16 protein-coding genes are annotated in these 25,298 nt (G+C 38.6%); 13 read left to right on the top strand and 3 right to left on the bottom strand.

All coding sequences use genetic code 11. From position 1 onward, the window contains the following. Window positions 1-148 precede the first annotated feature (148 nt). From IMO47_RS10960 to IMO47_RS10930, 7 genes are all read left to right on the top strand, one after another. Entirely contained in the window at window positions 149-2,878 is a 2,730-nt protein-coding gene (locus IMO47_RS10960; protein WP_227552322.1) for a type VI secretion system Vgr family protein, read from the top strand. A gap of 53 nt (window positions 2,879-2,931) precedes the next feature. Beyond that, the gene (locus IMO47_RS10955) at window positions 2,932-4,320 is read left to right on the top strand and encodes a DUF2235 domain-containing protein (protein ID WP_196077280.1); all 1,389 of its coding nucleotides are present in this window, start codon (window positions 2,932-2,934) and stop codon (window positions 4,318-4,320) included. Between the two features lie 85 nt (window positions 4,321-4,405). Further along, a complete protein-coding gene (locus IMO47_RS10950; RefSeq protein ID WP_227552323.1) occupies window positions 4,406-5,671 on the top strand; it encodes a DUF2931 family protein in 1,266 nt (421 codons plus the stop codon). A gap of 185 nt (window positions 5,672-5,856) precedes the next feature. Further along, window positions 5,857-6,489 carry a hypothetical protein gene (locus tag IMO47_RS10945; protein ID WP_196077278.1) on the top strand — a complete coding sequence of 211 codons (633 nt, stop codon included), beginning with the start codon at window positions 5,857-5,859 and terminating at the stop codon, window positions 6,487-6,489. Between the two features lie 454 nt (window positions 6,490-6,943). Continuing rightward, window positions 6,944-8,107, top strand: coding sequence for a PQQ-dependent sugar dehydrogenase (locus IMO47_RS10940; protein ID WP_196077277.1), 1,164 nt, complete (start codon window positions 6,944-6,946; stop codon window positions 8,105-8,107). A 166-nt stretch (window positions 8,108-8,273) separates the two neighbouring features. Next, the gene (locus IMO47_RS10935) at window positions 8,274-8,669 is read left to right on the top strand and encodes a tautomerase family protein (protein ID WP_196077276.1); all 396 of its coding nucleotides are present in this window, start codon (window positions 8,274-8,276) and stop codon (window positions 8,667-8,669) included. A gap of 104 nt (window positions 8,670-8,773) precedes the next feature. Continuing rightward, a complete protein-coding gene (locus IMO47_RS10930) occupies window positions 8,774-10,018 on the top strand; it encodes an esterase-like activity of phytase family protein (RefSeq protein WP_196077275.1) in 1,245 nt (414 codons plus the stop codon). A 64-nt stretch (window positions 10,019-10,082) separates the two neighbouring features. On the opposite strand, the gene IMO47_RS10925 is transcribed toward IMO47_RS10930, so the two are convergent. After that, the gene (locus IMO47_RS10925) at window positions 10,083-10,850 is read right to left on the bottom strand and encodes a hypothetical protein (RefSeq protein WP_196077274.1); all 768 of its coding nucleotides are present in this window, start codon (window positions 10,848-10,850) and stop codon (window positions 10,083-10,085) included. A gap of 427 nt (window positions 10,851-11,277) precedes the next feature. Further along, window positions 11,278-14,769 (bottom strand): PAS domain-containing hybrid sensor histidine kinase/response regulator, encoded by a 3,492-nt coding sequence (locus IMO47_RS10920; protein WP_196077273.1) that lies wholly within the window; start codon window positions 14,767-14,769, stop codon window positions 11,278-11,280. 185 nt (window positions 14,770-14,954) lie between these two features. Here IMO47_RS10920 and IMO47_RS10915 point away from each other — a divergent pair, with 185 nt between their 5' ends. The 4 genes from IMO47_RS10915 (at window position 14,955) to betT (ending at window position 20,089) form a co-directional block, all read left to right on the top strand. Next, window positions 14,955-15,287, top strand: coding sequence for a DUF485 domain-containing protein (locus IMO47_RS10915; RefSeq protein ID WP_196077272.1), 333 nt, complete (start codon window positions 14,955-14,957; stop codon window positions 15,285-15,287). A 1-nt stretch (window position 15,288) separates the two neighbouring features. Next, entirely contained in the window at window positions 15,289-17,004 is a 1,716-nt protein-coding gene (locus IMO47_RS10910) for a cation acetate symporter (RefSeq protein ID WP_196077271.1), read from the top strand. Window positions 17,005-17,274: 270 nt separating this feature from the next. Continuing rightward, on the top strand, window positions 17,275-17,952 hold the full coding sequence (locus IMO47_RS10905) for an ion channel (protein ID WP_196077270.1): 678 nt from the start codon (window positions 17,275-17,277) through the stop codon (window positions 17,950-17,952). A 169-nt stretch (window positions 17,953-18,121) separates the two neighbouring features. Next, on the top strand, window positions 18,122-20,089 hold the full coding sequence (gene betT, locus IMO47_RS10900) for a choline BCCT transporter BetT (protein ID WP_196077269.1): 1,968 nt from the start codon (window positions 18,122-18,124) through the stop codon (window positions 20,087-20,089). A 390-nt stretch (window positions 20,090-20,479) separates the two neighbouring features. Here betT and omp33-36 read toward each other — a convergent pair whose 3' ends face one another. Then, window positions 20,480-21,364: a porin Omp33-36 gene (gene omp33-36 / locus IMO47_RS10895; RefSeq protein WP_196077268.1), complete on the bottom strand. Its 885-nt coding sequence runs from the start codon at window positions 21,362-21,364 to the stop codon at window positions 20,480-20,482. A gap of 904 nt (window positions 21,365-22,268) precedes the next feature. Here omp33-36 and blaOXA point away from each other — a divergent pair. Together blaOXA and IMO47_RS10885 are read left to right on the top strand one after the other, a co-directional pair. Then, window positions 22,269-23,087, top strand: a complete 819-nt coding sequence (gene blaOXA / locus IMO47_RS10890; protein ID WP_227552326.1) for a class D beta-lactamase — start codon at window positions 22,269-22,271, stop codon at window positions 23,085-23,087. Window positions 23,088-23,368: 281 nt separating this feature from the next. Further along, window positions 23,369-25,081, top strand: a complete 1,713-nt coding sequence (locus IMO47_RS10885) for a GGDEF domain-containing protein (RefSeq protein ID WP_196077266.1) — start codon at window positions 23,369-23,371, stop codon at window positions 25,079-25,081. Window positions 25,082-25,298: the final 217 nt, after the last annotated feature.

Below are 25,298 nucleotides of genomic sequence, written 5' to 3'. Positions count from 1 at the left end.
CTTTAAAAAAAGCTTTTAGCATCTCTTATGCTTTGATATTAATAGAAAATTTTAAAATTGCCTTGTACAGAGGCATAAAATGCAAAGTATTAAAATTTAAAAATATTTATTATTGCTAATGATTATTATTAATAATACTAAACTTAATATGCCAAATATAAATCATGCTTTAGAAAGACTGGGATTGAATGTACAGCATCGTACAATTACAGCTAAATTTTCAAATGATGAATTGAATCATCAATTATTTTTAAATCATTTTAGTGTCAATCATGAAATTAATGAAGGGCTTAAAGCTGAATTAATCTGTGTTGCCACAAATGATTTGATTCCATTGAAAAATTTAATTGGCTGTCAGGTTGCAGTGGATGTTCGTACAGATAAAAATCAATTATTCAGAACCACTGGTATCGTCACTGGCGCCGAATTAGGACAGTCGGATGGAGCTTTAGCACTCTATAAATTGACAGTGGAAGATGCGACATCATTATGGCGGTATAAGCAGAATAATCGAATTTTTATGAATAAATCTATGATTGATATCATAAAAATTATATTACAAGAATGGCAGCAGAGATCACCACTCTTTGCCAAAAGTTTGACTCTAGACCTGAGTGCGCTTAAAGGCACATATGATATACGCCCATTTACCATGCAGATTGATGAAACTGAGTACAGTCTGATCACCAGATTGCTTCGGTCAGAAGGGGTAAATTGGTGTATAGATGAGTCGAGTTTAGTTGTCGCACATCACAATGAACCCATACAGGCACAAAAGTTAAGATTGATTGATGACAGCAGTCAGCTTACTCGGCTAGATCGACAAGAAATTCGTTATCATCGAAGCAGTGGCGTTGAATCTGCTGATACGATTACAAGTTTTATTGCAAAAAGAAAACTTCAACCGACAGCTGTACATATTCAGCGTTGGCAAGCTGACTATTTAGAACAAACCGATTGGCCAGGTTCTGCACTTTCAAACCACCGCCATAGTGCATATTATGATAACTACAACTTAAATTTAGAACAATCTTGGCATCTCACACCCGCATGGATTAGTGACTTAAATGGAGAAGATGGTGCAACAAGGTCGAGTAATGCCCAATTAGAAAAGCTGAATTTAAATTTAACCCGATATCATGATCTGCAAGCCAAACAATTTATTGCCCAAGGTACTGTTCGTGATGCACAGGTTGCATATTGGTTTGAATTTAATGGGCATTTTGAAATAGAGCAACACAATACAAGTGATAGGCAATTTTTAATATTAAAAAAGAAAAGCTTCCATCTTAATAACTTGCCTAAGAATTTTGATGAAGAAATCCATCGACTACTTAAAATTAATCAATGGGATATTGATGCAGGAGAAGAAAAACAAGGCTGCCAACTGACTTTGGTTCGTCGTCATATACCTGTTGTTCCTGAATACAATCCAAGATTGCACAAGCCAGTTGCCTTTCCGATACATGCGCGTGTTGTTGGACCACAAGGCGAAACGATCTATGTCAATGAGTGGGGACAGATTAAGCTTTGTTTTTTATTTTCAAGAGTTGAAGATAACCACCATGATGGTGGTGCAGGTTCAAATAATAATGATACAGATTCCGCATGGGTGGATGTACTGACGCCTTGGGCAGGTGAGGGTTTTGGTTCACGTTTTTTACCGCGTATTGGCGAATTGGTTGTGGTTTATTTTTTCAATGGTGATGTAGATCGTCCATTTGTGATGGGACGAATCCATGAAGCAGAAAGAAGTCCGACTAAATTTGATATCAAAGGGACTTTACCTGATACACGTCGTTTAAGTGGTATTCGAAGTAATGAAATAGATGCAACAGGATTTAATCAACTACGTTTTGACGACACCCAAGGTCAGTTGAGTGCTCAATTGCAAAGTAGTTATTCTGCGAGTCAAGTGAATCTCGGTCAATTGAGCCACCCAAAAGAGGCAGAAACAAGTCAAGATCGCGGTGTTGGTTTTGAAATCCGTACAGATGATTATGGGGCTGTACGTGGTGGGAGTGGATTACTACTCACCAGCTATAAACAAGCTGCTGCTTCAGGTGATCATATGGAAGCAGAAGAGGCTAAAAAACAACTGAGTACCAATCAGGCTCATCGTAAATCATTGAATGATGTTGCAAAACAACATGAAACAGATGTGATTGAGTCTGTAGAACAGTTAAAAGCTTTTGCGGAGAGTATTCAACAAGATATTGCAAAATTTAATCAGGCAGCATTGTTACTTTCATCTCCTCAAGGAATTGGTTTAAGTACTGCTGCAGATATCCATTTGTCTGCTGATGCCGATATCAATCAAGTCGCAAGTGGAAGTGTCAATATCAGTACACAAAAGAACTTTATTAGCCATGCGATTGAAAAAGTAAGTTTATTTGCGGTGAAGCAAGGCATTCGTTTGATTGCCGCATTTGGGAAAGTAGACATACAGGCACAAACAGGTGCAATGGATCTGGTTGCAGACAAAACATTAAAACTGATCAGTAAGAAAAAAACGATTGAAATCAGTGCTGCTGAAGAAATTGTGCTTAATGTTAAAGGCAATTATTTTAAAATTACTGCCGAGGGAATTGAGCAAGGGACCAAAGGAGAGTCAAAAGTATTTACCTCAAAACACTCAATACTGGGTCCAAAGTCAATTGATTTCACTCTCCCGCAAGACCCTTTCAGTGAAATGTATGTGTTAAAAGATCCGCAAGGCAATCCTGTTGCAGGCTTTGCATATAAAATTGTCATAGGTGATGGCAAAGTCTTTAGAGGCGTAAGCAATGAAAAAGGTGAAACCATCCGTTTAAGCTCTGGTTATGATGTATCACAACTTGAGGTTTTTGATGATGATGGTGAAGAAGAAAAGAAATGACTAAAAATACAAGCAAACAATAAACAAGCAAAGGATAAAAGAGGAATCAAATCATGGGACTTCCAAGCAAAAAAGTATCCGATTTAGGTGATGGTGCCGGAAAAAATAAGCCAATCCCCTTAAAGACAGCGCAAACCAACAAGATTGCAAACTCTTCGGTGACTGTTGTGGTCAAGCCTTTAGTCGTCAATGTGTTTTTTGATGGTACTAAAAACAATATGTATAATATTGATAATAAAGCTAAATATGAAAAACAAATCGCAAAAGACAAAGATGCTTATGAAAGCTATACCAATGCTTACTCCAATATCGCGCATTTATTTAGTCAACGTTATGGTGAAAGTAAAGACAATATTTGGATCTATATCCAAGGTATGGGCTCGACCAAAGATGAAGCAGACAGTAAAGCAGGTTTTGCTTATGGTAGTGGCGATACTGGGGTAAAAACCCGTGCAGAATCGGCTTTTGTGGAAATTCAAAAAGAATATAATAAACAGAACACAGGTCATAAACCAGCCAACATCGTGATCAATGTCTTTGGTTTTAGCCGGGGTGCGGCAACGGCACGGCATTTTGTGCATTTGGCAAAGTCCAAGCCTAAACTGTTTAAAGGCTGGAGATTTTCTCCAAAACAAGTGCGCTTTCGTTTTGTCGGGATTTTCGATACGGTATCGTCATTTCAAACCATTGACGGTACATCGATGGCGAAGGCTGCATTGTTTGGTTTAGGGGGAGTAATTCATAGTGCAGCAAAACCCGACTTTGATAATGATGTTAAAGAGCTGAGTTTAAATTTTAAAGACTTTGATGCGGATGATAAAAAAATTAGCAAAGTGTTCCATATTGCCGCGGGGGATGAATATCGCGAGTATTTCTCACTGACCAATATTATGGCTGCGCGGCGGGAAAAATACGGATATGAAGTAGTGATGGATGGGGCACATTCTGATATTGGCGGTAGTTATCCGAGTGGAATAAGTGATAGCTACCATATAACAACAGATGCATTAAAAAGTTGGTTTATTGACAAAGGCTTTTATACAGCACAACAAATAAAGCATATTCAGAAGCAAGAATATGTGGCATCACGACAGAATATTCCCAATGATTACCATAAAATTGCGTTAAAAACCATGCGTCTAATGACCCAAAAATATGGGCAGATTCAATTTAAAAAAGATATAGCAACATATGAAAATGAAAACTTAAAAGGGATTGTGAAGAATTTAATTAACAGTCATCCTGCGTCTGTGATCAATAATGTGGTATGGGGTAGTGTTTTGGATCTACGATTAAAAGACCAAGGACAGATCCGAAACTTACGCAATCAATACCTACATTGGTCCGCTAAAAAAACCTATGAGGGTGGGATGACCGAGGATTTAGGCTATAGTATACGTTTAAAAAATGGACTGCCGTATCGGAAAATCCATAATGGTTAAAACAAAAAAGTTTAATTTTTTATTCACTAGCCTATTTATTATCGCTTTACTGCTATTAGCGACTTATTTTTATCGAGTTTACATTATGAATAAACCACAAGAAATAGAATGGGATGTAAGAACTTCTTCGGCTGTGTTTGGCCGTTATAAAGACAGTAGCAAAGACATTTATGTCGATTCGCATGTTGTAAAATCACCTGTGGATGAAAATATGCGGACTGTGTTTTATTTGGCCGATGGGACATGGTTAAGAACACTGGATGGATCGAGTGGTCCGTGGGGACGTGGCGGGGTACCACTGGGCGGAAATTCCTTTAAACAGCCTTTACCGGAAGTGTTACATTTGACTTTTTTTGACAGTATTGACAACCAGTTTTATCAACTGATTCAACCTTTGCCTAAAGATAAGATTCAACGTTTGTTTACTACGGTACATAAAGCTATGACGGATGAAGACGGTGAAGATCCGTCACCAAGTGTATATAGTGATTTTGATATTGGTTTCGCCCCCAAAGGCTGGATTATTTTATTTGCAGTAGGCACTCCAGGAATTCGAGAAGAAATTGGTTCATGGCAAGCCAAGAAAATCGAGGGTGATTATGCAACAGTGGTAGGTTTAACACGTACCGATGATATGGAATATTTAAGAGCGAATGATATTCGAACACGTGATGTTAAAATTGCCTTTGAAGATTTTAAAGAACGCAATGTCGGGCTGTATCAACGCTGGATGGATGGCAGTTTTAAAGTTAGTGCAGACTGGTACAAAATGTTGCAGACTAAATATCCATGGAATCTTGAAGTCACCGCACCAGATGGTGAATGGTCCGGCGAATATTATGCGGAATATGTCAATACGGAACGTTTTGCGATTCTTGAGAATCGAGTTGAGGCTGATAAAAGTCGCCTTAAAGCTGTTCCTGTTAAATTATGGACATGGGTGACTTATAAACCAACAGGGGTACGTTATTATATTGAAATACACATGTTCCCGATCCCCAAATGGTTGGCTGATGATTATATTCCCTATTATCAAGATCCCAATTTAAATGCATATTTTAAAAACTTTCAGGCATTGTATCCGCAACGCTCATTGGCGACCAATGATCAGCCTGCATATCCTTATGATTTTGCCAATTTAAAAATTGAATTAGATGCGGACTTTAAAATCAAAGAGATTTACTTGCAAAAGGGCAAAGAAAAACGCGCATTGGAGGGTGCTTATGAATACTATTTGGCACCGACAGATGATAGGTATGGGAAGTATTATCCAGAACCAGGGCATGAGTATTTTTTAACACAGCCGAAACTTAAAGATTTAACTGATCCTGTTTTTGCGGATCGGGATTAAAAATACGAGGTTTGAAAAGATAAAGTACTGAATATAAAAAAAGCAAATCATAGATAGTTTTTAAGTGCAGACCCTCAACTTGACAGTTGCGGGTGTTTTTTGCGTCAAGTTTTGGCGCTTTCCTCAGTTCCTTGGCAATTATTCAAATTTACTTGAGTTATTCTAAGCGTTTTTGAGGACTTATGATGGAAACAAAACAATTTAATAAGATAAGTATTGTACTCAATTTTATTTTACTAATTCTCACTTGTATGGCATTGATATATACGTTGAAACAAACACGCATTGCTCAAGAACAAGCAAATATTGCAAAAGATCAAACTAAAATTATGGTACAGCAAACAGATATTGCGAAATATAGTTTAAATGCTGCTCAAAAAAGTTACGAATTGGCTGAGAAAGTTTATAGGGATTCGTTAAATAAAGACTTTTATGATAATAGTTTTGCAGTTGTGGTAGATCAGGAGATGCAACAAGGTCTTTTTACATCAGTGTATAATGGTAAAACCATTAACGTTAAATTTGAGAATAAATCTAGTCGTCCACAATCATATTTAGTTACTGTGGAGGCGCAAGGAATTATGGTTTCACATCCACACTCAAATTACATGTATCCGATTATTCAATTAACTGAACATCCAGTAGCATTGGATAAAAGTGAAGTATATCAAGCTCAATTTGTAGCGTTTATACCTAAACATATCAAAAAAGATGCAACAATAGTGGTTAAAGCGAATGGAAAAATTATACGAAGTGCACAATATAAATATGCGAATGATTCTAATAGTTATGAGGTAATAAAATCATCCAGATATTAGATCGAAATTGAGGGGAGTGGTATAAAGAATATACTTAACAGGTAAAATTTTAAGTTCGACTTTTATATGAATGATAATTTGTGGTTGATGAGTAAGCACGAATTGATAAATAAAGCTAAATCATGATTTGAAATATTATGTTGATAGCAAAAGAAAACCCCATCATCCTGATGGGGTTTTCTTCGTATTGGTTGGTTAGATCTGACTCCTGTCTAATCTCACGTTCCTGATGCTCAGACAATTTGTTATTGTTGTTTTGTCTGGGAAACTTCCTGTTCCCTATGAGTATAGAATAGGTGAATTTTGATGAGTCGTATATTCGCTAATTTCGGCAGGTGCTGTAGGCAAATGCTTACATTGATCTGTTCAGAACATTGCTGTTAACAATATAAAATAGTACAACACAGTCTTTTCTTTACAATAAATAAAACACCTAAGTGTTGAGGAACAAGAAATGGAAGGATTACGACAGAAATTTTTTTATTTACCTCTACTCATCAGCTGTACATTGCTCAGTGCATGCAATGCTCAAAGCAATTCATCATCCGAAGTAAAACAAGCCACAGAAAATAAAACGGCATTGATTCATCAAAGCTACCGTGTTGAAAAAGTCGCTCATTTTGATGAACCTTGGGCAATGGCTGAGTTGGCAGATGGACGATTATTGATTACAGAGAAAAGAGGGAAATTAAAGCTCTATAATCCTTCTTCCTCGCAAAGCATTGATATTTTAGGTGTTCCGCCAGTAGCCTATGGGGGGCAAGGTGGCTTAGGTGATATTGCCTTGCATCCTGACTATAAAAATAATCATCAAATCTATTTGAGTTATGCTGAAAAAGGCAATGGTGGTTATGGTGCAGTGGTGGTTCGTGGTGAATTAAACCTGCAAGAAAAAAATCCTCAAATCCGCAATATAAAAAGAATATGGGAGCAGGTTCCAAAGGTTTCAGGACAAGGACATTATGCGCATCGCATGTTGTTTGGGAAAGACGGAAAACTTTGGATCAGCTCAGGAGAACGTCAGAAATTTGATCCTGCACAAGATATGAATTCAAATTTGGGTAAAGTCATCAGACTGAATGATGATGGTACTGTTGTTGTAGATAATCCATTCACCCAACAAGGAGAAATCGCAAAACAAGTCTGGTCTTTGGGGCATCGTAATCCCTTAGGTATCGCTTTTGATCATAAAGATCAACTCTGGGTTGTTGAAATGGGCCCTAAAGGAGGTGATGAATTAAATCTGATTCATAAAGGTGAGAACTATGGTTATCCCATTGTTTCCAATGGTAATCATTATTCAGGAAAAGAGATTCCTGATCATGTCACCCGTCCTGAATTCAAAGCACCTGAGATCAGTTGGACACCTGTAATTTCTCCATCAAGTTTGATGTTTTATCAAAAACAATTGTTCCCTCAATGGACGAATAAGGCGCTCATTGGTGGATTGTCTTCAGAAGCAGTTATTGTGGTCGATACTGAGTCAAAGCCAGTTAGTGAGGTACAGCGTTTGAACTTGAAACAGCGGATTCGAGCTATTTATCCAGCCCATGATGGTTCGATTTGGGTATTGGAAGATGGAAAAAACGCTGGACTATTAAGACTGTTACCGAAATAAAAAAACTGTTTAATTCAATATATTGTTATATCTTAAGCATCTGTGAGCGAGCGAACTCGTATGTTGAGAAGATATTAAAGTCCTTTAATCGATGTGGTTAATTGGTATAGCCCTATATAAATCATGTTATGCTTTCGATTTAAAATAATATAAATCGGGAACAAAAGTGCCAGCAACGACAATTGATGTTCGATATCAATATTCCATTGAGCAAGAAGTGGAATTAATTGGAGCTGTTCAAAAGGCTTTAGTCAGTGCATTTAAAATTCCTGATGATGATTGTGATATTTGTTTAATCGTACATGAACCGCATCGCTTCTTGTGTCCTCCGAATAAGCTTCATCCCGAAAAGTTTACTCGCATTACCATTGATTGCTTTGTTGGTCGCACGTTGGACACAAAAAGAAATTTATATCTTAAAATTGTAGACAACCTTTCTGTATTCGGAATTCCTAAAGATCATATTAAAATTATAGTAAGAGAGATCTCAACGGAAAATTGGGGAGTGCGTGGTGGTCAAGCAGCTTGTGATATTGATTTGGGATTTGATATTCAAATCTGATCCAAAATAAAATTTACTTGACTCCGTATTGTCATTGAACTGACTTAAAGGCGTCATGCTGATTGGTTTAAATAAGGGACATTTAAATCAATAAAAAGACCTTTATGAAAAAATTAGCCTACTCACTTTTAACTTTCAGTATATTGGGTTTGACAGCGTGTAATGATGATGACAACGATTTTTCGTTCGAGCCATCTGTTACAGTGCCGACATTGGTTTCATTTGCAAAACTTGATGTTGAAACTTATGCTGCTGGTCCAAACTCAGGTGCCTTTGTCAAAGGTGCAAATGGTATATTTCCCCCATTTAAAGGACAGCCAGTACAAGGTTTTTCAGGCGCCTTAAAAAATAATGACGGTACTTATATCGTCATGGCAGACAATGGCTTTGGTACTCAAGACAATTCATCAGATTTCTTATTGCGTTTATATCAGATCAAACCTGACTTTCGAACCAAGTCCTCTGGAACAGCGAAAGTTCAAGTGATGAGCTTTGTTCAACTTCGTGATCCCAACAAATTAATTCCCTTTAATATCATCAATCAAAATACCACCGATCGTTTGCTCACTGGGGCTGATTTTGATCCTGAATCTATACAGCGTACTGCGGATGGGACATATTGGATCGGTGATGAGTTTGGACCTTATTTACTGCATTTTGATAAAGATGGAATTCTTTTGGATGCGCCCATTCCATTGCCTAATCCATTAAAAGCCGGCTCTGAATTACGCTCACCACAAAATCAGTTCAACAAAATGAATATGAACTATGTGGAACCATTGGTTCAGCAAAGTGGTGGGTTCGAAGGCATGGCATTGTCTAAAGATGGACAATATCTATACCCATTGCTAGAGAAACCATTAAAAGGCGAGACCACGCAACAATTACTGATTTCTCAATTTGACGTGAAGAAAAAAGCCTATACTGGGCGTTATTATTATTTCACTTTAAATACTAAAGCGACCAATATTGGTGACTTCCAGATGTACGATGACAAGTCTGGCATTATTATCGAACGTGATGCGAGTCAGAATAAGCTTGATGGTTATAAAAAGCTGATTCAAATTGAATTTGGTGATTCTGGTAAAGCAGTAAAACGCTCAGATCTGGTCGATTTAATGAATGTTGCCAACCCAAATAATTTATATGGTGCACCACGTGATGGTGATATCGGTACAGGAACTACATTCGCTTTTCCATTTGAAACAATTGAAGATATTATTATTGAAAACAAAAATACTGTGACGGTTTTCAATGACAATAATTTTCCGGGCTCTTCAGGACGAAATGCAAAGCGTGCAGATGACAATGAAATCATTCAGATTAAGTTGCCTAAATCTTTATATTAGATGCTTTAATCTGATTAAAAAAGCCAGTCTCATGACTGGCTTTTTTATCTTCTTAGTTTAGGAATTAGGCCAAGCAATCTTGTTTAGAGACTTGATCTGGACAACCCAGTGGGTTTAAAGCACATTTTAAATCTTCGATCTGATCATGGGTGACATAGCCTTTTGATTTGAGGTAATCTGCAACACGATCATCACGTAAACTTAAAAATGCAGCATCATACACACCTAAGTCAACAAATAGCGCTGCTGTTTCTAAACTATTAAAACGATCTAGGAACACATCATTGCCATACATCAAGAACACATGATCATAGTCTGCATGAGCATCTACTTTTAATCGCTGTGCCAAGGTGGTTGGCGAGGTTTTGATGAATAGTAGATCCGATAGCTCATCGAATTGGGTCATGTCTAAACTGTTTTCCCCAGTTTTGACTTTACCTAGCCACGCTTTAAATACCAGTACAGCACCCCCACGAAGTAACATACTCCAGACTTGATGGCGAACCTCATCATTCAAGCACTCGCATTCATCTTCCAAGCGTTGAACCAGTTTTTCTTCTTGTTGTGCTAGTTTATCAAACAGACCTAAACCTTGTGGATGAAATGCAACAGGTGCAAATACATCAAATTTTAATTCTTCAAACACCTGTAAAGCTAAAGGTACAGCAGCTTGATAGATTGTATTTAATGCTTGAATTTGAGCATCTTGAAGTTTGCTATGCTTAAAAATCGCTTGCCAATCAATTTCAGGCAAGATCGCATTAACACCATATTGACGATGGAATTGTTGAGCTTGATGTAGCCCATGTGGAACAGTTTCTGAAATATTCATAGCTAAAATCCTATTTAAAATTGAATTCAAACGCTGTTTTTGTTTCCCTAAACATGAGCGCGATTTTGTCTTGAATTAATTTTTGATTTATCTGAGATGCAATAGGAATACGACTAAAGTTGTAGATGTGGTGGAAAGTAGTTTTTTATTATTTAAAATCATATAAATATAAAATTGTAACCAACTATACAAGTGTATATTTACTATTTTGATGTTATTTGCCATAGAAAATAAAGCTTTGGAATCTTTCGCCAATAAACAGGGGAGTCTTTGGGTGCATTTTGAATGCTTTTGCACAATCTTTAAAAAAAATTGCTATTTCTCTTAAAAAAATATGTAACACACGCTCTAGAACACAAAGCTTTAGAGCGTGTAAATGTTTCAAAACATTAAAGAAGAATATTCTATATCCATCATATAGACAGCACTATTTTGAAATTTTCAATCCAGATAACCATGCACGCAGTGAGGCCGGTTTAAGTGGTTTCTTTAAAAGCACTACATTTAAATCTTTGACACGTTGTGGTAATTCAGGATCGGAGTCTGCGGTAATCAATGCCGCAGGAACATTCTCCTGACGATTTTCAATAATGAAATCCAACCCAATTTTGCCATTGTTTAAATGCTGATCCACTAACCAGACTTGAATGTTTTCTCTTTGAATGATGTCCAGCGCCTGTTCAGGTTCTGTGGCTTTAAAGACTTGATAACCCCATTTGGTCAGCAGGGTAGTCATGCCCTCCAAAATTGTATCATCATTGTCTAAACATAAAATCTTAAATGCTTTTGCTTTTAAAGGAACAGCTTGTATTGGCGCTGCAACAACTTTAGGTGCTTCTACCATTGGGACATCAATCATAAAGCAGGAGCCTTTACCAAGCGCTGAATATACATGTACGGGATAATCCAACAGGCTCGTCATTCGCTGTACAATTGCAAGCCCAAGTCCCAGACCCTGTTCACCCCAAGGTGAAGTATGTCCACAACGCTCAAATTCCTGAAACAGTTTGATGCGTTGTTCTTCTGCAATCCCTGGACCTGTATCCCAAACACCAATACGAATATGCTGTGGAAGATGCGAAGCACGCAGCACTCCCACCACTACACGCCCGCGTGCTGTATAGCGTAAGGCATTACTGACAAAGTTTTGAATGATGCGACGAATCCATTGAGGGTCAGTGTCAATCCAGAATTGGGCATCATGGACATGCAATTGGATCTCACGTTGTGCAGCAATGGATTTAAACTGCAGTTCCAAATCACTGAGTAAATCATGTAATGGATAGGCTTGGCGTTTCGGTTGAATTGAGCCACCTTCCAAGCGTGCAATATCCAAGAGTGCAGATAACATGCTTTCCGCACCATGCAAAGCGCGATCAAGCTGTTGTAATGTTTTACGATCTTCATCCGACTGAACGCTTTGTTCCAAGGCGGTGCTGAATAGACGTGCGGCATGCATGGGCTGTAGCAAATCATGACTGGCAGCAGCAATAAAACGACTTTTTGACATATTCGCCTTATCGGCTTGTTCACGTGCAAGCTGTTGTTCTTCAAGCGCATCTGCCAGTTGTTGGGTACGATCAGAGACACGGGCTTCAAGTACCGCCTCATTTTCGCGGAATGCGGTAATATCGGCAAACGTTGTGACGAAACCGCCGCCTTCAATTGGATTCCCACGCATTTGAATGACACGACCATCTTTACGGATTCGTTCAAACTCATGCGCACTTCCCACTTTCATCCAGTGAATTCGTTTGCGCACATGTTCTTCTACAGAACCAGGACCACATTCACCACGCTCAGCGTTATAACGAATCAAGTCTGCAATTGGGCAACCGACATAAACCAAATCTTTGGGATAATCAAAAAGTTTGAGGTATTGATTGTTCCATGCCACCAGGCACATATTTTCATCCACCACACTGACCCCTTGGGTCATATGGTCGATCATGGTCATGATAAGATTTTGGTTAAAACGCTGCCATTGGGAAGCTTGGTCAAGAATGTTGGCAACCTGCCCCAAGGCTAAGCCGTTATTTACCATCGCGGTGGTTAATAAGGTACGTGCGGATGCTGCACCGATCGTTCCAGCAAGATATTGTTCAGTAAAACGCCACCACATCCCATTAGCACTGCTATTTTCGTTCAAAACCACATTATTCATGGCACAGAACTGCTGAAATGCGTGTGTTGCAGGTCCTTCTCCAGTAATACGTTTAGCCAGTGCGATTAAATCGCCAACTTTGAGCTTGGCAACATCGTGGTGCAAATAGTTAATATCAGTTGAAGTATTTTGAGCAGGTAAAGGTTTGGTTTCGTAATAGAAAAAGCTTTCTGCCTGAATTTGTTCTGCAATGCTTGGACGATAAATTCGAGATACCCAGATATACAAGGTAATGTTTAAACCGAGTGCCCAAATCACACCATGTGTTAATGGTGCAAATGATTCAAAACCAAACAATGCTTCTGGTCTTAACCATTCGATATTCAAAGGACCAAACATCAAAAATTGATGGGCAAATTGGCTATATTCAACAGGGAGACTACGCAAAATCGTTGGCAGCAACAGGGTATATGACCACAGGATAAAACCCACCACTAAACCAGAGTAGACTCCTTGGCGACTCCCGCCACGCCAATATAGACCACCGATCAATGCTGGGGAAAACTGTGCAACAGCGCTGAATGCCAAAAGACCAAAGGTTGACAGCTGGTCAATATCATTAAAGAAGTGGAAGAATAAAAAGCCAAGTAGCATCACCGCTAAAATACATACGCGACGCGTGAACTTGAGCACTTGTGGCAAGCGTTTATCATGACGGGAAAGAATCCCAAACTTCCATAAGGCAGGCATGATCAAGTCGTTGCTCAGCATGATGGATAATGCTACAGAGGAGACTAAAAGCATACCTGTAGATGCAGAAAAGCCCCCTAAAAATGCCAGTAGAGATAACCAGTCTTGGTTATAACTAATCGGTAAAGAAAGTACGGCAACATCAGGAATGGTTAAATATTTCGGTGCTGCGTGAAGTGCCCAGCTGGCAATTGGAATAATGGCAATAATGGTAAGAATTAAATAAGCGGCAAACCAGCGTCTAGCGCCTCGAATATGCTTTTCATCCCGTAATTCAACCACAGCCACATGAAACTGGCGAGGTAAACAAATAATTGCTAAAGATGCCAGTAAAGTTTGAATCCAAAAAGTTTCTGGGACGCCAAATAGTTGTACCTCATGAAATGTTTTTTGTACATCATGTGAAATTTGTACAATATTTTGAGGATGGTCAAAAATAAAAAAGAAGGCAACACAGAGCAGGGCAAACAGTTTAACAAAAGATTCAAACGCAACTGCAAGCATTAAACCGCCATGCTGTTCAGTATTGGCGATTTGCCGAGTACCAAACATCATCGCCAAGATTGCAAGCACTGCAGTAAGTCCAAGTACACCATTGGTTGTGGTCGAGACGACTTGAGTATTATGATCCAGCATGACTGATGCACTGAGTGCAATAGCACGTAACTGCAAAGCCAAATAAGGAATAATCGCAATCACTGCCAAGATCGTGACTAAAGAAGCAAGTGTTCCACTTTTACCATAGCGAGCAGCGACAAAGTCGGCAATCGATGAAATGGCATGATGTTGCCGCACACGACCTAAGCGACGCCAAATGTCATAACCCAACCAGACAAATAATAAAGGTCCTAAATAAATCGGGAGGAAAATAATACCTTCTCTTACTGCTGCTCCTGTTGCGCCATAAAAAGTCCAGGATGAACAATAGACACCCAATGTTAGACTAAAGAGAAGCATCCTACCGCGAGTGCTTAATCGGCTGGCATGCTTCTCCCCAAAGAAGGCACAGACGAAGAGAATGAAGATGTAAAGGGCTAAAACCCCTATAATTAACCAACTGTTCATAAGGACTACAGTATAAAAATCTACGCCTATCATAACGCATCCACGAACGGACTCGTTTATTTTGCTCAAAATTTAACGACCAAAGTCTAAGTTACGAGAACCCCACAATATTGTTAATTTTGACCATGTAAAAAAAGATTAAAAAAAGCAACCAGGGTTCTGGTCGCTTATCAAGGAGCATGGTTATGGATGAGAGACAAGTAGAGGCGATTCTACAAAATCCAAAATTCAAAGAAATGGTTGCTAAAAAAAGTAAATTGAGCTGGACATTAACTGCAATTATGTTGTTCGTTTATGTTGGATTTATGCTTTTAGTCGGCTACAACAAAGAATTTTTGATGACTTCATTTAGTGGTGGAGTTACCACTTGGGGTATTCCTTTAGGTCTAGGCATTATTGTTTTATCTTTCGTATTGTGTGGTGTGTATTCATATATTGCCAACAATAAATTGGATCAATTAAACGAAGATGCAATGAGAGAAGTAGAAGCAATTGCTCATGAAAAAGGACTTCACTAAGATGAAATGGAACTCTTTAAAGACTAAAGCAGCACTTGCATCTACTGTACTGCTTTCTACTGTTGCACAAGCGGGTCCAGATTTAGGTGAAGCTCAGCAACAAGCGACCAACTGGCATGCAATCATCATGTTCGCAATTTTCGTTGGTCTTACCTTGTTCATCACCAAATGGGCAGCCAAACAAACCACCAATACAGCAGACTTCTATACCGCTGGCGGTGGTATCTCAGGTTTCCAAAATGGTTTGGCGATTGCCGGTGACTATATGTCCGCAGCATCGTTCTTGGGTATTTCTGCAATGGTGTTTAGCTCAGGTTTTGATGGCCTGCTTTATTCACTAGGTTTCATGGTCGGCTGGCCAGTTGTATTGTTCCTGGTTGCTGAACGTTTACGTAATTTGGGTAAATATAACCTTTCTGATGTGGTTTCATTCCGCTTAGAAGAAAAGCCAGTACGTACACTTGCAGCGGTGAGTTCATTGGTCGTTGTTGCATTCTATTTGATTGCACAGATGGTGGGCGCAGGACAGCTGATCAAACTTCTTTTTGGTTTGAACTATAACATTGCTGTGGTGATTGTTGGCCTACTTATGATGGCTTATGTGATCTTCGGTGGGATGTTGGCAACCACTTGGGTACAGATCATTAAAGCAGTTATGTTGCTTTCAGGTGCAACATTCATGGCGTTCATGGTGATGCATTCAGTAGGCTACAGCTTCTCTGAAATGTTTAAACAATCTATCGATGTATTTGCAAAAGTACATGATGTAAGTATTGAAGATGCAACTAAGATTATGGGGCCAGGCAGCTTGGCGAAAAATCCACTCGATGCATTGTCGCTTGGTTTAGCATTAATGTTTGGTACAGCAGGTTTACCACATATCTTGATGCGTTTCTTTACTGTTAAAGATGCGAAAGAAGCACGTAAATCAGTTGTTGTGGCAACAGGTTTCATTGGTTACTTCTACTTATTAACCTTCATTATCGGTTTCGGTGCGATCCTTTTCGTATCTAATAACCCGCAATTCATTGATGTTGCAAAAATGGCTGTGACTGGCAAACTAGAATTGGTTGGCGGTAACAACATGGCTGCAGTTCACCTTGCAGATGCAGTAGGTGGCGATCTGTTCATGGGCTTCATTTCAGCAGTGGCGTTCGCAACTATTCTTGCAGTTGTAGCAGGTTTGACACTTTCAGGTGCTTCTGCAATTTCACATGACTTATATGCAAACGTAATCAAAAAAGGTCAAACTACACCTGAGTCTGAATTACGTATGTCTAAGATCGCAACTTTAGGTCTAGCAATTTTCGCGATGATCTTGGGTATTTTGTTCGAAAAACAAAACGTTGCATTCATGGTTGGTTTGGCATTCTCTGTTGCAGCGTGTGCAAACTTCCCCGTCTTGGTACTTTCAATGTTCTGGAAAGGCTTAACTACACGCGGTGCCGTAATCGGTGGTGTGGTTGGACTTGTAACCGCAGTGACTTTGATTATCTTATCTAAAGCTGTTTGGGTGGATACATTAAAAATTTCTGATACCCCAATCAACTCATTCAACGGTCCTGCAATCTTCGCTATGCCGTTAGCATTCATTTGCTGCTGGTTGTTCTCTGTGACTGATAAATCAGCACGTGCGCAAGCTGAACGCAAAGCATTTGATGCGCAGTTCGTACGCTCACAAACTGGTATCGGTATCTCTGGCGCTTCGGATCACTAATTGATTCCGAGGCAATCAAAAAACACCTTTTCGAAGGTGTTTTTTTTGGGTTTTCAATATGAAAGCCCTTATTTGGCTTTTATAACAGGATTCAGCATTTGAATAATTTAGAGCCGTGATAAAGCTTGAAAAAGTACATGATTAAGCATGCTATAAATAGAATGAATTACCTCAATTTAAGAATTGAACAATAAGGTCAAATTTAAACAATTTATCAAATTGAGTGAATATGTTAATTTGAAGTTTTAAAACAATAACCAGAAATTATTTATGCAATCATTCATCGAATTCTGGAAAGGTTTCAAGCAACTGCCATCGGCATGGCTATTGTTGGTGCAATTGCTGATTTTGGTTTTGTCTGTGTACACCAATGCCAGTAGAAGCTATCAAATTCTGACCTGGTTATTGGGTGTCTCTGCATTATTGATTATTGCCAAAGTCATTCGACAAACGCCCACTTTTACAGTGTTGGGGCTGAGTTTTGTGTTGGGTGCTTTCTCGTTATCATTTCTAATGCTGCTTGGTTTTCATTCGGTGACATTGCAAATTTTTGCCCACGCTCTTGAAGCCGCCGCTTATTTCTGTGCAGCTTATGGCTTGATTCGCTATATGTTTGCAGACCGTTATCTCACCAAAGATGAGTTGTTTGCTGCCGGAGCCGTTTTTACCCTGATCGCCTGGGGCTTTGCTTTTCTCTATAGTATTTGCCAGTTATTGGTTCCGCAAAGTTTTCAAAACCCAAACCATGTTGCGGATTATCAATCTTGGCTTGATTTATTATTTATTAGTTTCAGTTTACAGTCGGCAACAGGATTATCAGATTTAATTCCTGTTGCACCTGCGGCACGGGTGATTTCGATGTTGCAAATGTTTTGTGGTGTGATGTATTTTGCATTGATCGTTTCACGCATGATTGCACTGCAATATATTGAAAAAAAACCTAAATAACGTGAAAACTATCTTGTTACATTTACTAAATTGTTGAAAATATTAATTTAAATTATAATGTGAATTGAATCTAATTGCTGTTCTACAGGATTCGTCTTTTTTCACTACAGTGAATGCCTTTTTTGACCTTAAAAGGTCTGTCCATTGAATATAAAAACCTGGGGGAAATATGCCTTCCAAAAAAATCACTTGGTTTGATAATATCAATCCAAATGTTTTCTTGAGCACTGTTGGAATAATTGCGCTTTTTTTAGCGATTGTTATCTTTGCACCAAATGCCTTTGAACTGATGACCAAAGAGATGAATAAATGGATCACGGATTCATTTAGTTGGTTCTATGTGCTGTCAGTGGCAATATTTTTAATCGTGCTGATCTTTATTGCCTTTTCTGACATGGGCAAAATTAAACTTGGACCTGACCACAGCCAACCTGAATATAGTAATGGATCATGGTTTGCCATGCTGTTTACTGCAGGGATGGGAATCGGTTTAATGTTCTTTAGTGTGGCTGAACCAGTCATGCATTATGTCAATCCACCTACGGGAGATCCTCAAAGTATTGACGCTGCGCAACAAGCGATGAGAATTACTTTCTTTCATTGGGGGCTACATGCTTGGGCGATTTATGCTGTTGTTGGTTTAACGCTGGCTTATTTTGCTTTCCGTTATAATTTGCCGCTCAAAGTCCGTTCAGGTTTATATCCAATTATTGGGCGAAGAATTTATGGACCGCTTGGAGATGCAGTAGATACTTTTGCTACCATTGGTACAGTATTTGGTGTAGCCACGACTTTAGGCTTTGGGGTCACCCAAATTAATTCTGGCTTGAATTATTTATTCGGCTGGGAAAGTAATATTACCACGCAAATTATATTGATCATCATTGTCAGTACACTTGCTTCATTGTCCGTGTTTTTAGGCTTGGATAAAGGAATCAAAAGACTTTCCGAGCTGAATCTCGTTCTGGCTTTGCTATTGCTTGGCTTTATTTTTCTAGCCAGTTCAAGTATTTATATTTTACAGGCCACCATTCAAAATGCGGGACAGTACATTTCCAATTTATTCACCATGACCTTTAATCTATATGCCTATCAATCCAATGGTTGGATCGGTGGATGGACCATTGTGTATTGGGCATGGTGGATTTCATGGTCGCCATTTGTGGGAATGTTTATTGCACGCGTCTCGAAAGGACGTACTATTCGAGAGTTTATTGTGGGCGTGTTGCTGATTCCGACAGGTTTTACCCTGATCTGGATGGGTTTCATTGGTAATGCTGCATTGTTCAGTATTTTACAACAGGGGCAAGACAGTTTGATTGCTGCTGTGCAACAAGACTCCTCAGTTGCATTGTTTGAGTTTCTCGCTCATTTGCCATTTGCAGGAATTTCAAGTCTAATCGCGACACTGCTGGTGGTTCTGTTTTTTGTCACCTCGGCAGATTCTGGTGCATTGGTTACAGACTACCTGACAGCCAAGTCTGATAATTCACCGACTTGGCAACGTTTGTTCTGGACCATTTTAATGGCCGTACTCTCGATTATTTTATTAATGGTCGGAGGGCTTAGTGCATTACAATCTGCGACAATGATGAGTGCATTGCCATTCACATTTATTATGCTCTTGCTATGTTGGGGCTTGGTGAAAGCACTTCGGGTGGATGTCACCAAAATGCAGGCTTTGCAGGTTGCAAGAATTACCCCGAGAGCTGTACAAAATCCAAGAAGCTGGCAACAACGTCTAGGCTTGATTATGCATTATCCACATACCCAAGCTGAGGTGCGTGAATATATTCAATCTCATGTGATTAAAGCTTTTGAAAGCATTCGCTATGAATTTAAGCGCCGCGCTTTAAATGTCGTCATCAAAGAAATGGAAGATGGTGTACAACTCAGTGTTGATCATCATAATGAATTGAATTTCATTTATAAAGTGATGGTACGGGAAATGGTTGCTCCAAGCTTTATGATGAATGAACAGCATCAAGATACGGATGATTTTTATCAAGCAGAAGTGTTCTTGAGAGAGGGTGGTCAAAACTATGATGTGATGGAGTGGACGCAGGAAGACTTGATTCAGGACATCATTGATCAATATGAACGTCACTTGCATTTTTTAAATGTACTGAGAAGCTAAGTTATTTATTTTAAGTAACGTGAGTTCGACGTAATCACTTATTTAACTTATTGAAAAATATAAACTGTGCGGATTATTACTGAGTTTTCATCCAATTTCAGGATCAGCCTGCGGCTAGCGCTACTTTTCTTTCGGGATGAGGAGCGAAGCTCCGCAAGGGCAACCATCTTGCACAGCGGTATTGCTGCTCACCGCAAAACTCGTCAGCTACCAGCAACATATTTAATCAGTCGCAGAAACAATACATTATAGAAGTAGTCCTGCCTAAGACAGTTGCGGATGACGTTTCCGAGTATCATATTTTATCAAGATTTTTATATTGAACTCAGGTTGAGCAATAAAAAAAAGGACTCTGATGAGTCCTTTTTTATTCATTCGATTTCTTAGAACTTAGAAACGGAATTTAGCGTTTAAGCCAACAGTTTGCGTATCACCAACATAAGCGATTGCTTGACCTTTATTCGCTTCGTAGTTTGCATTTACATAGCTTGCACCAACTGCAATTGCAGGAGTGATGAAGTAGTTTACGTTCGCGCCCCAAGCTGAATCTGGAGTACCTTCGTAGCTAGAAGCTGCGTAAGAAGCACCAACGCTTAATTGTGGGTTCAAATAGAAATCAGTTTTGAATTGGTAAGCAGTCGCATCACCATAAACAATACCTGATTCAAAAGCTAAAGACATGTTAGTACCGTCAATACCGCCAACGTATTTAGCACGTGCAGTGATTGCGTCTTGGTCTTCGTTGATTGTTGCAGCTTCAGCAGTTGCTTTAGCAACGCCGTTACCCATTACATTGAATGCATCTAAAGCAACTTGGTCAGCAACGTTTGTATAACCAACAGCAACCAAGAAGTTTTGAGTAGGTAAAGCACCTAATTCTAAAGCAAAACGGTCGCCTTGATCGTTAGATAAGCCGTGTTTACCGTCTAGAATTGTGTGGCTATAAGATACACTTGCATAAGCAGGTACATATGGTGTTGGAACATAAGCTTCAGCTTTAGCACCATAGTTGTGCGCAGTTACGCCAGCATCTAATTCGCCATAGTTGTACGCTAAAGATACGTTAGAAGCTTGGTTTAAGAACGCTGCTTCAGCCAAAGGACCTTTAGAAGAGTCAACATTTTTGAAGTAGAAAGTACCTTGAAGACCACCAGTGAAGTCTTTGTCATTTTCAGTTGTATCGATATACTCTGATTGACCTTGAACTTCAAATTGGTATGCTTGTGCGCCGGTCATGGCTAATAATAGAGCAGTGGCTAAACCGAGTTTTTTCATAATCTTTTCCAATAGGAGAAATTGGTGAAACACACGGCATTGTATTGTAACAATATATTAAGTCAATGATGTTTAAGACGTATGTTTACAAAGCAGATACATGAAAAAAAGCACTGTTTAAAAAACGAACATTTGTTTAAGTTCAAGTCAACCTGAAAAAAAGTTTAATCAGAACAAGTAAATAAAACTAAAGAGCAGGGATAGTCACTAAAAAAAGAATGCCAAAACACGAATTTCACTTATTTGTTTTTTCTATTGTATTTTGTTATTAATTTGTATTTTCGATGGTATTTTTGCAATCCATGTCAAGAAAATGTCATTAAAATCTGTTTAGCAAGCTTTAAATATGTGATCTGATATTCATTTTATTTTAAAAAATGTTGAATGTGGCGCAATTATTAGTAAAAACGATAATATTTCTATATCCGATCAATTTAATAGGTTTTACAAAGTGTGATGCATTTTGGATAATAAGTCTATAAAGTTCATTGCTAATCAATGAGTTTTTTTAAATTCGCAGTTTATATGCCCAGCTTTCCCCAAGGTTGGGCTTTTTTTTGTTTAAAAATCAATAAATTTACTATTGAACAAAGCAGGTTTAAAATTATGCACCACTATGATGCAAATAATGCTGCTTTAATAGAATGTTGGCATAGTTTTTGCCAAAAAAAATCCCAATTTTCAAAGAAAACTGGGATTTTTCGCCAAAATCTGGAGCAAAGCTAAAGTTTCTGCTGAGGAAAACTCAATTATTGCCCTAATGAGGTGCATTATGCACCAATATATGGCACATGTAAATATTTACTTACATTCTTGGCACAATATATTTTTCACCCTCTACACGATTTCAATTTTGCAGCATGTTAGAGTGGTACTTAAGGTTATCAATATCATGAAGTTTAAAATGAAGGGTTTGTTTTGGGTCATTCTCAGTAGTTTGGTATTTTCAGGTTGCGTTTATGATTCAAAACTGCAACGTCCAGTCCTATCAGAACGAGAAAGTGAAATTCCTTTATTGTTTAATCAAGCACAAACTCAGGCTGTGTTTGTCACTTATGATGGGATTCATCTAAAAAGTTATGGTAATGATCTAAATCGAGCAAAGACAGGATATATCCCTGCATCCACATTTAAGATGCTGAATGCTTTAATAGGTTTGCAAAATGCCAAGGTGACCAACACTGAAGTATTTCAGTGGAATGGCGAAAAGCGCGCTTTTTCAGCATGGGAAAAAGATATGACTTTGGCAGAAGCGATGCAAGCTTCTGCTGTTCCCATATATCAAGAGCTTGCTCGACGTATTGGCTTAGATCTTATGCGTAAAGAAGTTAAGCGTGTAGGTTTTGGCAATATGAATATCGGTCAGCAGGTTGATAATTTCTGGTTGGTCGGTCCTTTAAAAATTAGCCCTGAACAAGAAGCCAAATTTGCCTATCAACTGGCTCAACAGCAGTTGGCTTTTGATCAAACCGTACAGCAACAAGTCAAAGATATGCTTTATATCGAGAGACGTGGTGACACTAAACTGTATGCTAAAAGTGGTTGGGGAATGGATGTTGAACCTCAAGTAGGCTGGTATACAGGGTGGGTTGAACAGCCTGATGGGAAGGTGACTGCATTTGCATTAAATATGAACATGCAGACAGGTGATGATCCAAATGAACGTAAACAATTAACCTTGAGTGTTTTGGATAAATTGGGTCTGTTTTTTTATCTAAGATAAATGCAAGGGATAAAAAAATGCCCAGTTTATTGGGGGTAACTGGGCATTGAAAAGGGAATATTTTCAAAATGTGATAATTCACTTGATTTTTATATTTTATGGATATTCTATTTATATGTAAAATGTTAATTTTCAATATAACTTATCTATAAAAACGATAGTATGTCGAATGCGGCAAGTAAACTGAGGTTTAAATACTTGGGTGGAATCGCTTCAGATGCCCTATAATATAGCCAAATTTTTTAGATTCATTCGACATTACTTCCCATAGGGTCATGACGATGGTGCAGGAACTCCGATCAGAACAAATAAGCACCCGTTTGCTTATCCTCATGTCAGTCATCATTTTGTCCGTTTTATTGATCGCTGTTCCTCAAATTATCAGTAATTATCAAGAATACGTTCGTTCAAAGAGAATTCTGGTCGATATTCAAACCCTACAAATATTTGCAGAAACATCCAATAAAATATCTCGAGAAAGAGCGCCGACCAATAAGGCGATGTCGAGTTCAGCACAAGATTTTTCTGAAAATATGAAAGCTTTGCGAGATTATCGTAAGGGGGTGGATCGGCAGATTGATCTAACCGTCGAATCTTTAAAACAGACGGGCTTCGATGTTTTAGCGAATCAGGTGGATGTACAATTAAGGCATGATTTAGCTGTTGCACGGGGGCAGGTAGATGCCTATTTGGCACTACCTGTAAAAGAACGGACCTCTGTTCAAATGGATCAAGCAATTCAAGGTATGTTTGCTGCATGGGACAGTGGTAGAGCCATGTTACAGCGATTAATCAATGACTCCAAAAAAATAAATAGTGATGTGACGGACTATGCATCTATCGTTTTGATCTTGGCTGATTTACGTGATCAATCAGGACGTGTGGCTTCTAATATTATGGCGCCTCTGAGTTTTTCTGAACCTATTCCTGAATATAACAAAGCGCGTTCACTACAAACCCAAGAACAAGTAAAATACTTATGGCGTTTAATAGATACCATGCAGATGGAGAATTTAAAAACACCAGTTTATCTACATCTATATGCCCAAGTAAAAAGCCAATTTATTGATCAAGGATTACCGACAGTCAATCGTCTGATTGAGGAAAGTTCACATCAGCAAGCTTATTTTCTAACAGCAAATCAGTTGACGGATGTATTGGTTGGAAAATTCAATTCAGTGATCGACTTACAAAAATATCTATTGGAAACACACGCCTTGAGTGCTCAAGCACAAATGGAGTCGGAGCAACGGCAGTTTTTGATCAACTTATTTATCTCGCTTCTGTCATTGGCTGTGGCAATGTTTACCATGGTATATACCAGAAAGAAACTCTTTGAACCTTTGATCTATGCCAGAAACATGATTTTAGAGTTAGCACAGGTCCAAGAGCGAGATTATATGGGTGCTGTTTCTGTGCAAAACAAAGAAGTGCATACATTGACAGATGCGATTGATAAATTAAAAGAGATGTTAAAACAGCGTGATGCCTTTGAATTTCAATTACAAAACAGTGCAAATACCGACATTTTAACCGGAGTTTCTAATCGCCTGGCATTAGAAGATTATTTAAAAAATATTGCCCATCAAACAGAACGTTTTGAAAAACTTACTCTCATTATGGTGGATATTGATAACTTTAAATATGTAAATGATCAATTTGGGCATATCTTAGGCGATTCCGTCATTGTTGAAATTGCTCAATGCCTAAAAGCCAATATTGCTCAGTCTAATTTAATTGTCCGTTTTGGCGGTGACGAGTTTTTGATTTTAATTGATCAGGTGGAGTGGGATTGGGCGTTGCAAATTGCTGAAAGTATTCTGGCAGATGTTTCACAATTAAAATTTAATCATGCGTCTTCAACAGATCACTTGAATGTTTCCGTGAGTATTGGCGTGGCAACTGGAGCGAAGAATTGGGAAGATTTGTTTGCTCAAGCGGATGCATCTTTATTTAAGGCAAAAGCACAAGGTCGCAATAAAGTCGTAGGATAGTACAATCAGGCATGGCTATTTGAGATACACGTTCTTTGATCCCCGATTTATACAGATAAATTAGATGACAAATAGAATTGTGTTAAAAGATCATTTCGCGACGCATTAGGGGCAGATCAGAATATATGAAGAGAAAGGGCAGGAATCTGAGTTTTATAAAAATTATATGAATTATTTAATTTCAAGATGAGATGATTAATCTCTCTCCAAGCCCTGT

The organism is Acinetobacter sp. Res13-Abat-PEC15-P4-01 (genome assembly GCF_015676285.1).
Classification (GTDB): Bacteria; Pseudomonadota; Gammaproteobacteria; order Pseudomonadales; family Moraxellaceae; genus Acinetobacter; species Acinetobacter nematophilus.
The sequence above is the reverse complement of the archived record's forward strand: the minus strand, read 5'-3'. Positions and strand labels throughout refer to the sequence as shown.

Coding starts and splice junctions, on each gene's coding strand:
- IMO47_RS10960 (WP_227552322.1), top strand. CDS start 149: ATGCCAAATATAAATCATGCTTTAGAAAGACTGGGATTGAATGTACAG.
- IMO47_RS10955 (WP_196077280.1), top strand. CDS start 2,932: ATGGGACTTCCAAGCAAAAAAGTATCCGATTTAGGTGATGGTGCCGGA.
- IMO47_RS10950 (WP_227552323.1), top strand. CDS start 4,406: ATGAATAAACCACAAGAAATAGAATGGGATGTAAGAACTTCTTCGGCT.
- IMO47_RS10945 (WP_196077278.1), top strand. CDS start 5,857: ATGGAAACAAAACAATTTAATAAGATAAGTATTGTACTCAATTTTATT.
- IMO47_RS10940 (WP_196077277.1), top strand. CDS start 6,944: ATGGAAGGATTACGACAGAAATTTTTTTATTTACCTCTACTCATCAGC.
- IMO47_RS10930 (WP_196077275.1), top strand. CDS start 8,774: ATGAAAAAATTAGCCTACTCACTTTTAACTTTCAGTATATTGGGTTTG.
- IMO47_RS10925 (WP_196077274.1), bottom strand. CDS start 10,850: ATGAATATTTCAGAAACTGTTCCACATGGGCTACATCAAGCTCAACAA.
- IMO47_RS10920 (WP_196077273.1), bottom strand. CDS start 14,769: ATGAACAGTTGGTTAATTATAGGGGTTTTAGCCCTTTACATCTTCATT.
- IMO47_RS10915 (WP_196077272.1), top strand. CDS start 14,955: ATGGATGAGAGACAAGTAGAGGCGATTCTACAAAATCCAAAATTCAAA.
- IMO47_RS10910 (WP_196077271.1), top strand. CDS start 15,289: ATGAAATGGAACTCTTTAAAGACTAAAGCAGCACTTGCATCTACTGTA.
- IMO47_RS10905 (WP_196077270.1), top strand. CDS start 17,275: ATGCAATCATTCATCGAATTCTGGAAAGGTTTCAAGCAACTGCCATCG.
- betT (WP_196077269.1), top strand. CDS start 18,122: ATGCCTTCCAAAAAAATCACTTGGTTTGATAATATCAATCCAAATGTT.
- omp33-36 (WP_196077268.1), bottom strand. CDS start 21,364: ATGAAAAAACTCGGTTTAGCCACTGCTCTATTATTAGCCATGACCGGC.
- blaOXA (WP_227552326.1), top strand. CDS start 22,269: ATGAAGGGTTTGTTTTGGGTCATTCTCAGTAGTTTGGTATTTTCAGGT.
- IMO47_RS10885 (WP_196077266.1), top strand. CDS start 23,369: ATGGTGCAGGAACTCCGATCAGAACAAATAAGCACCCGTTTGCTTATC.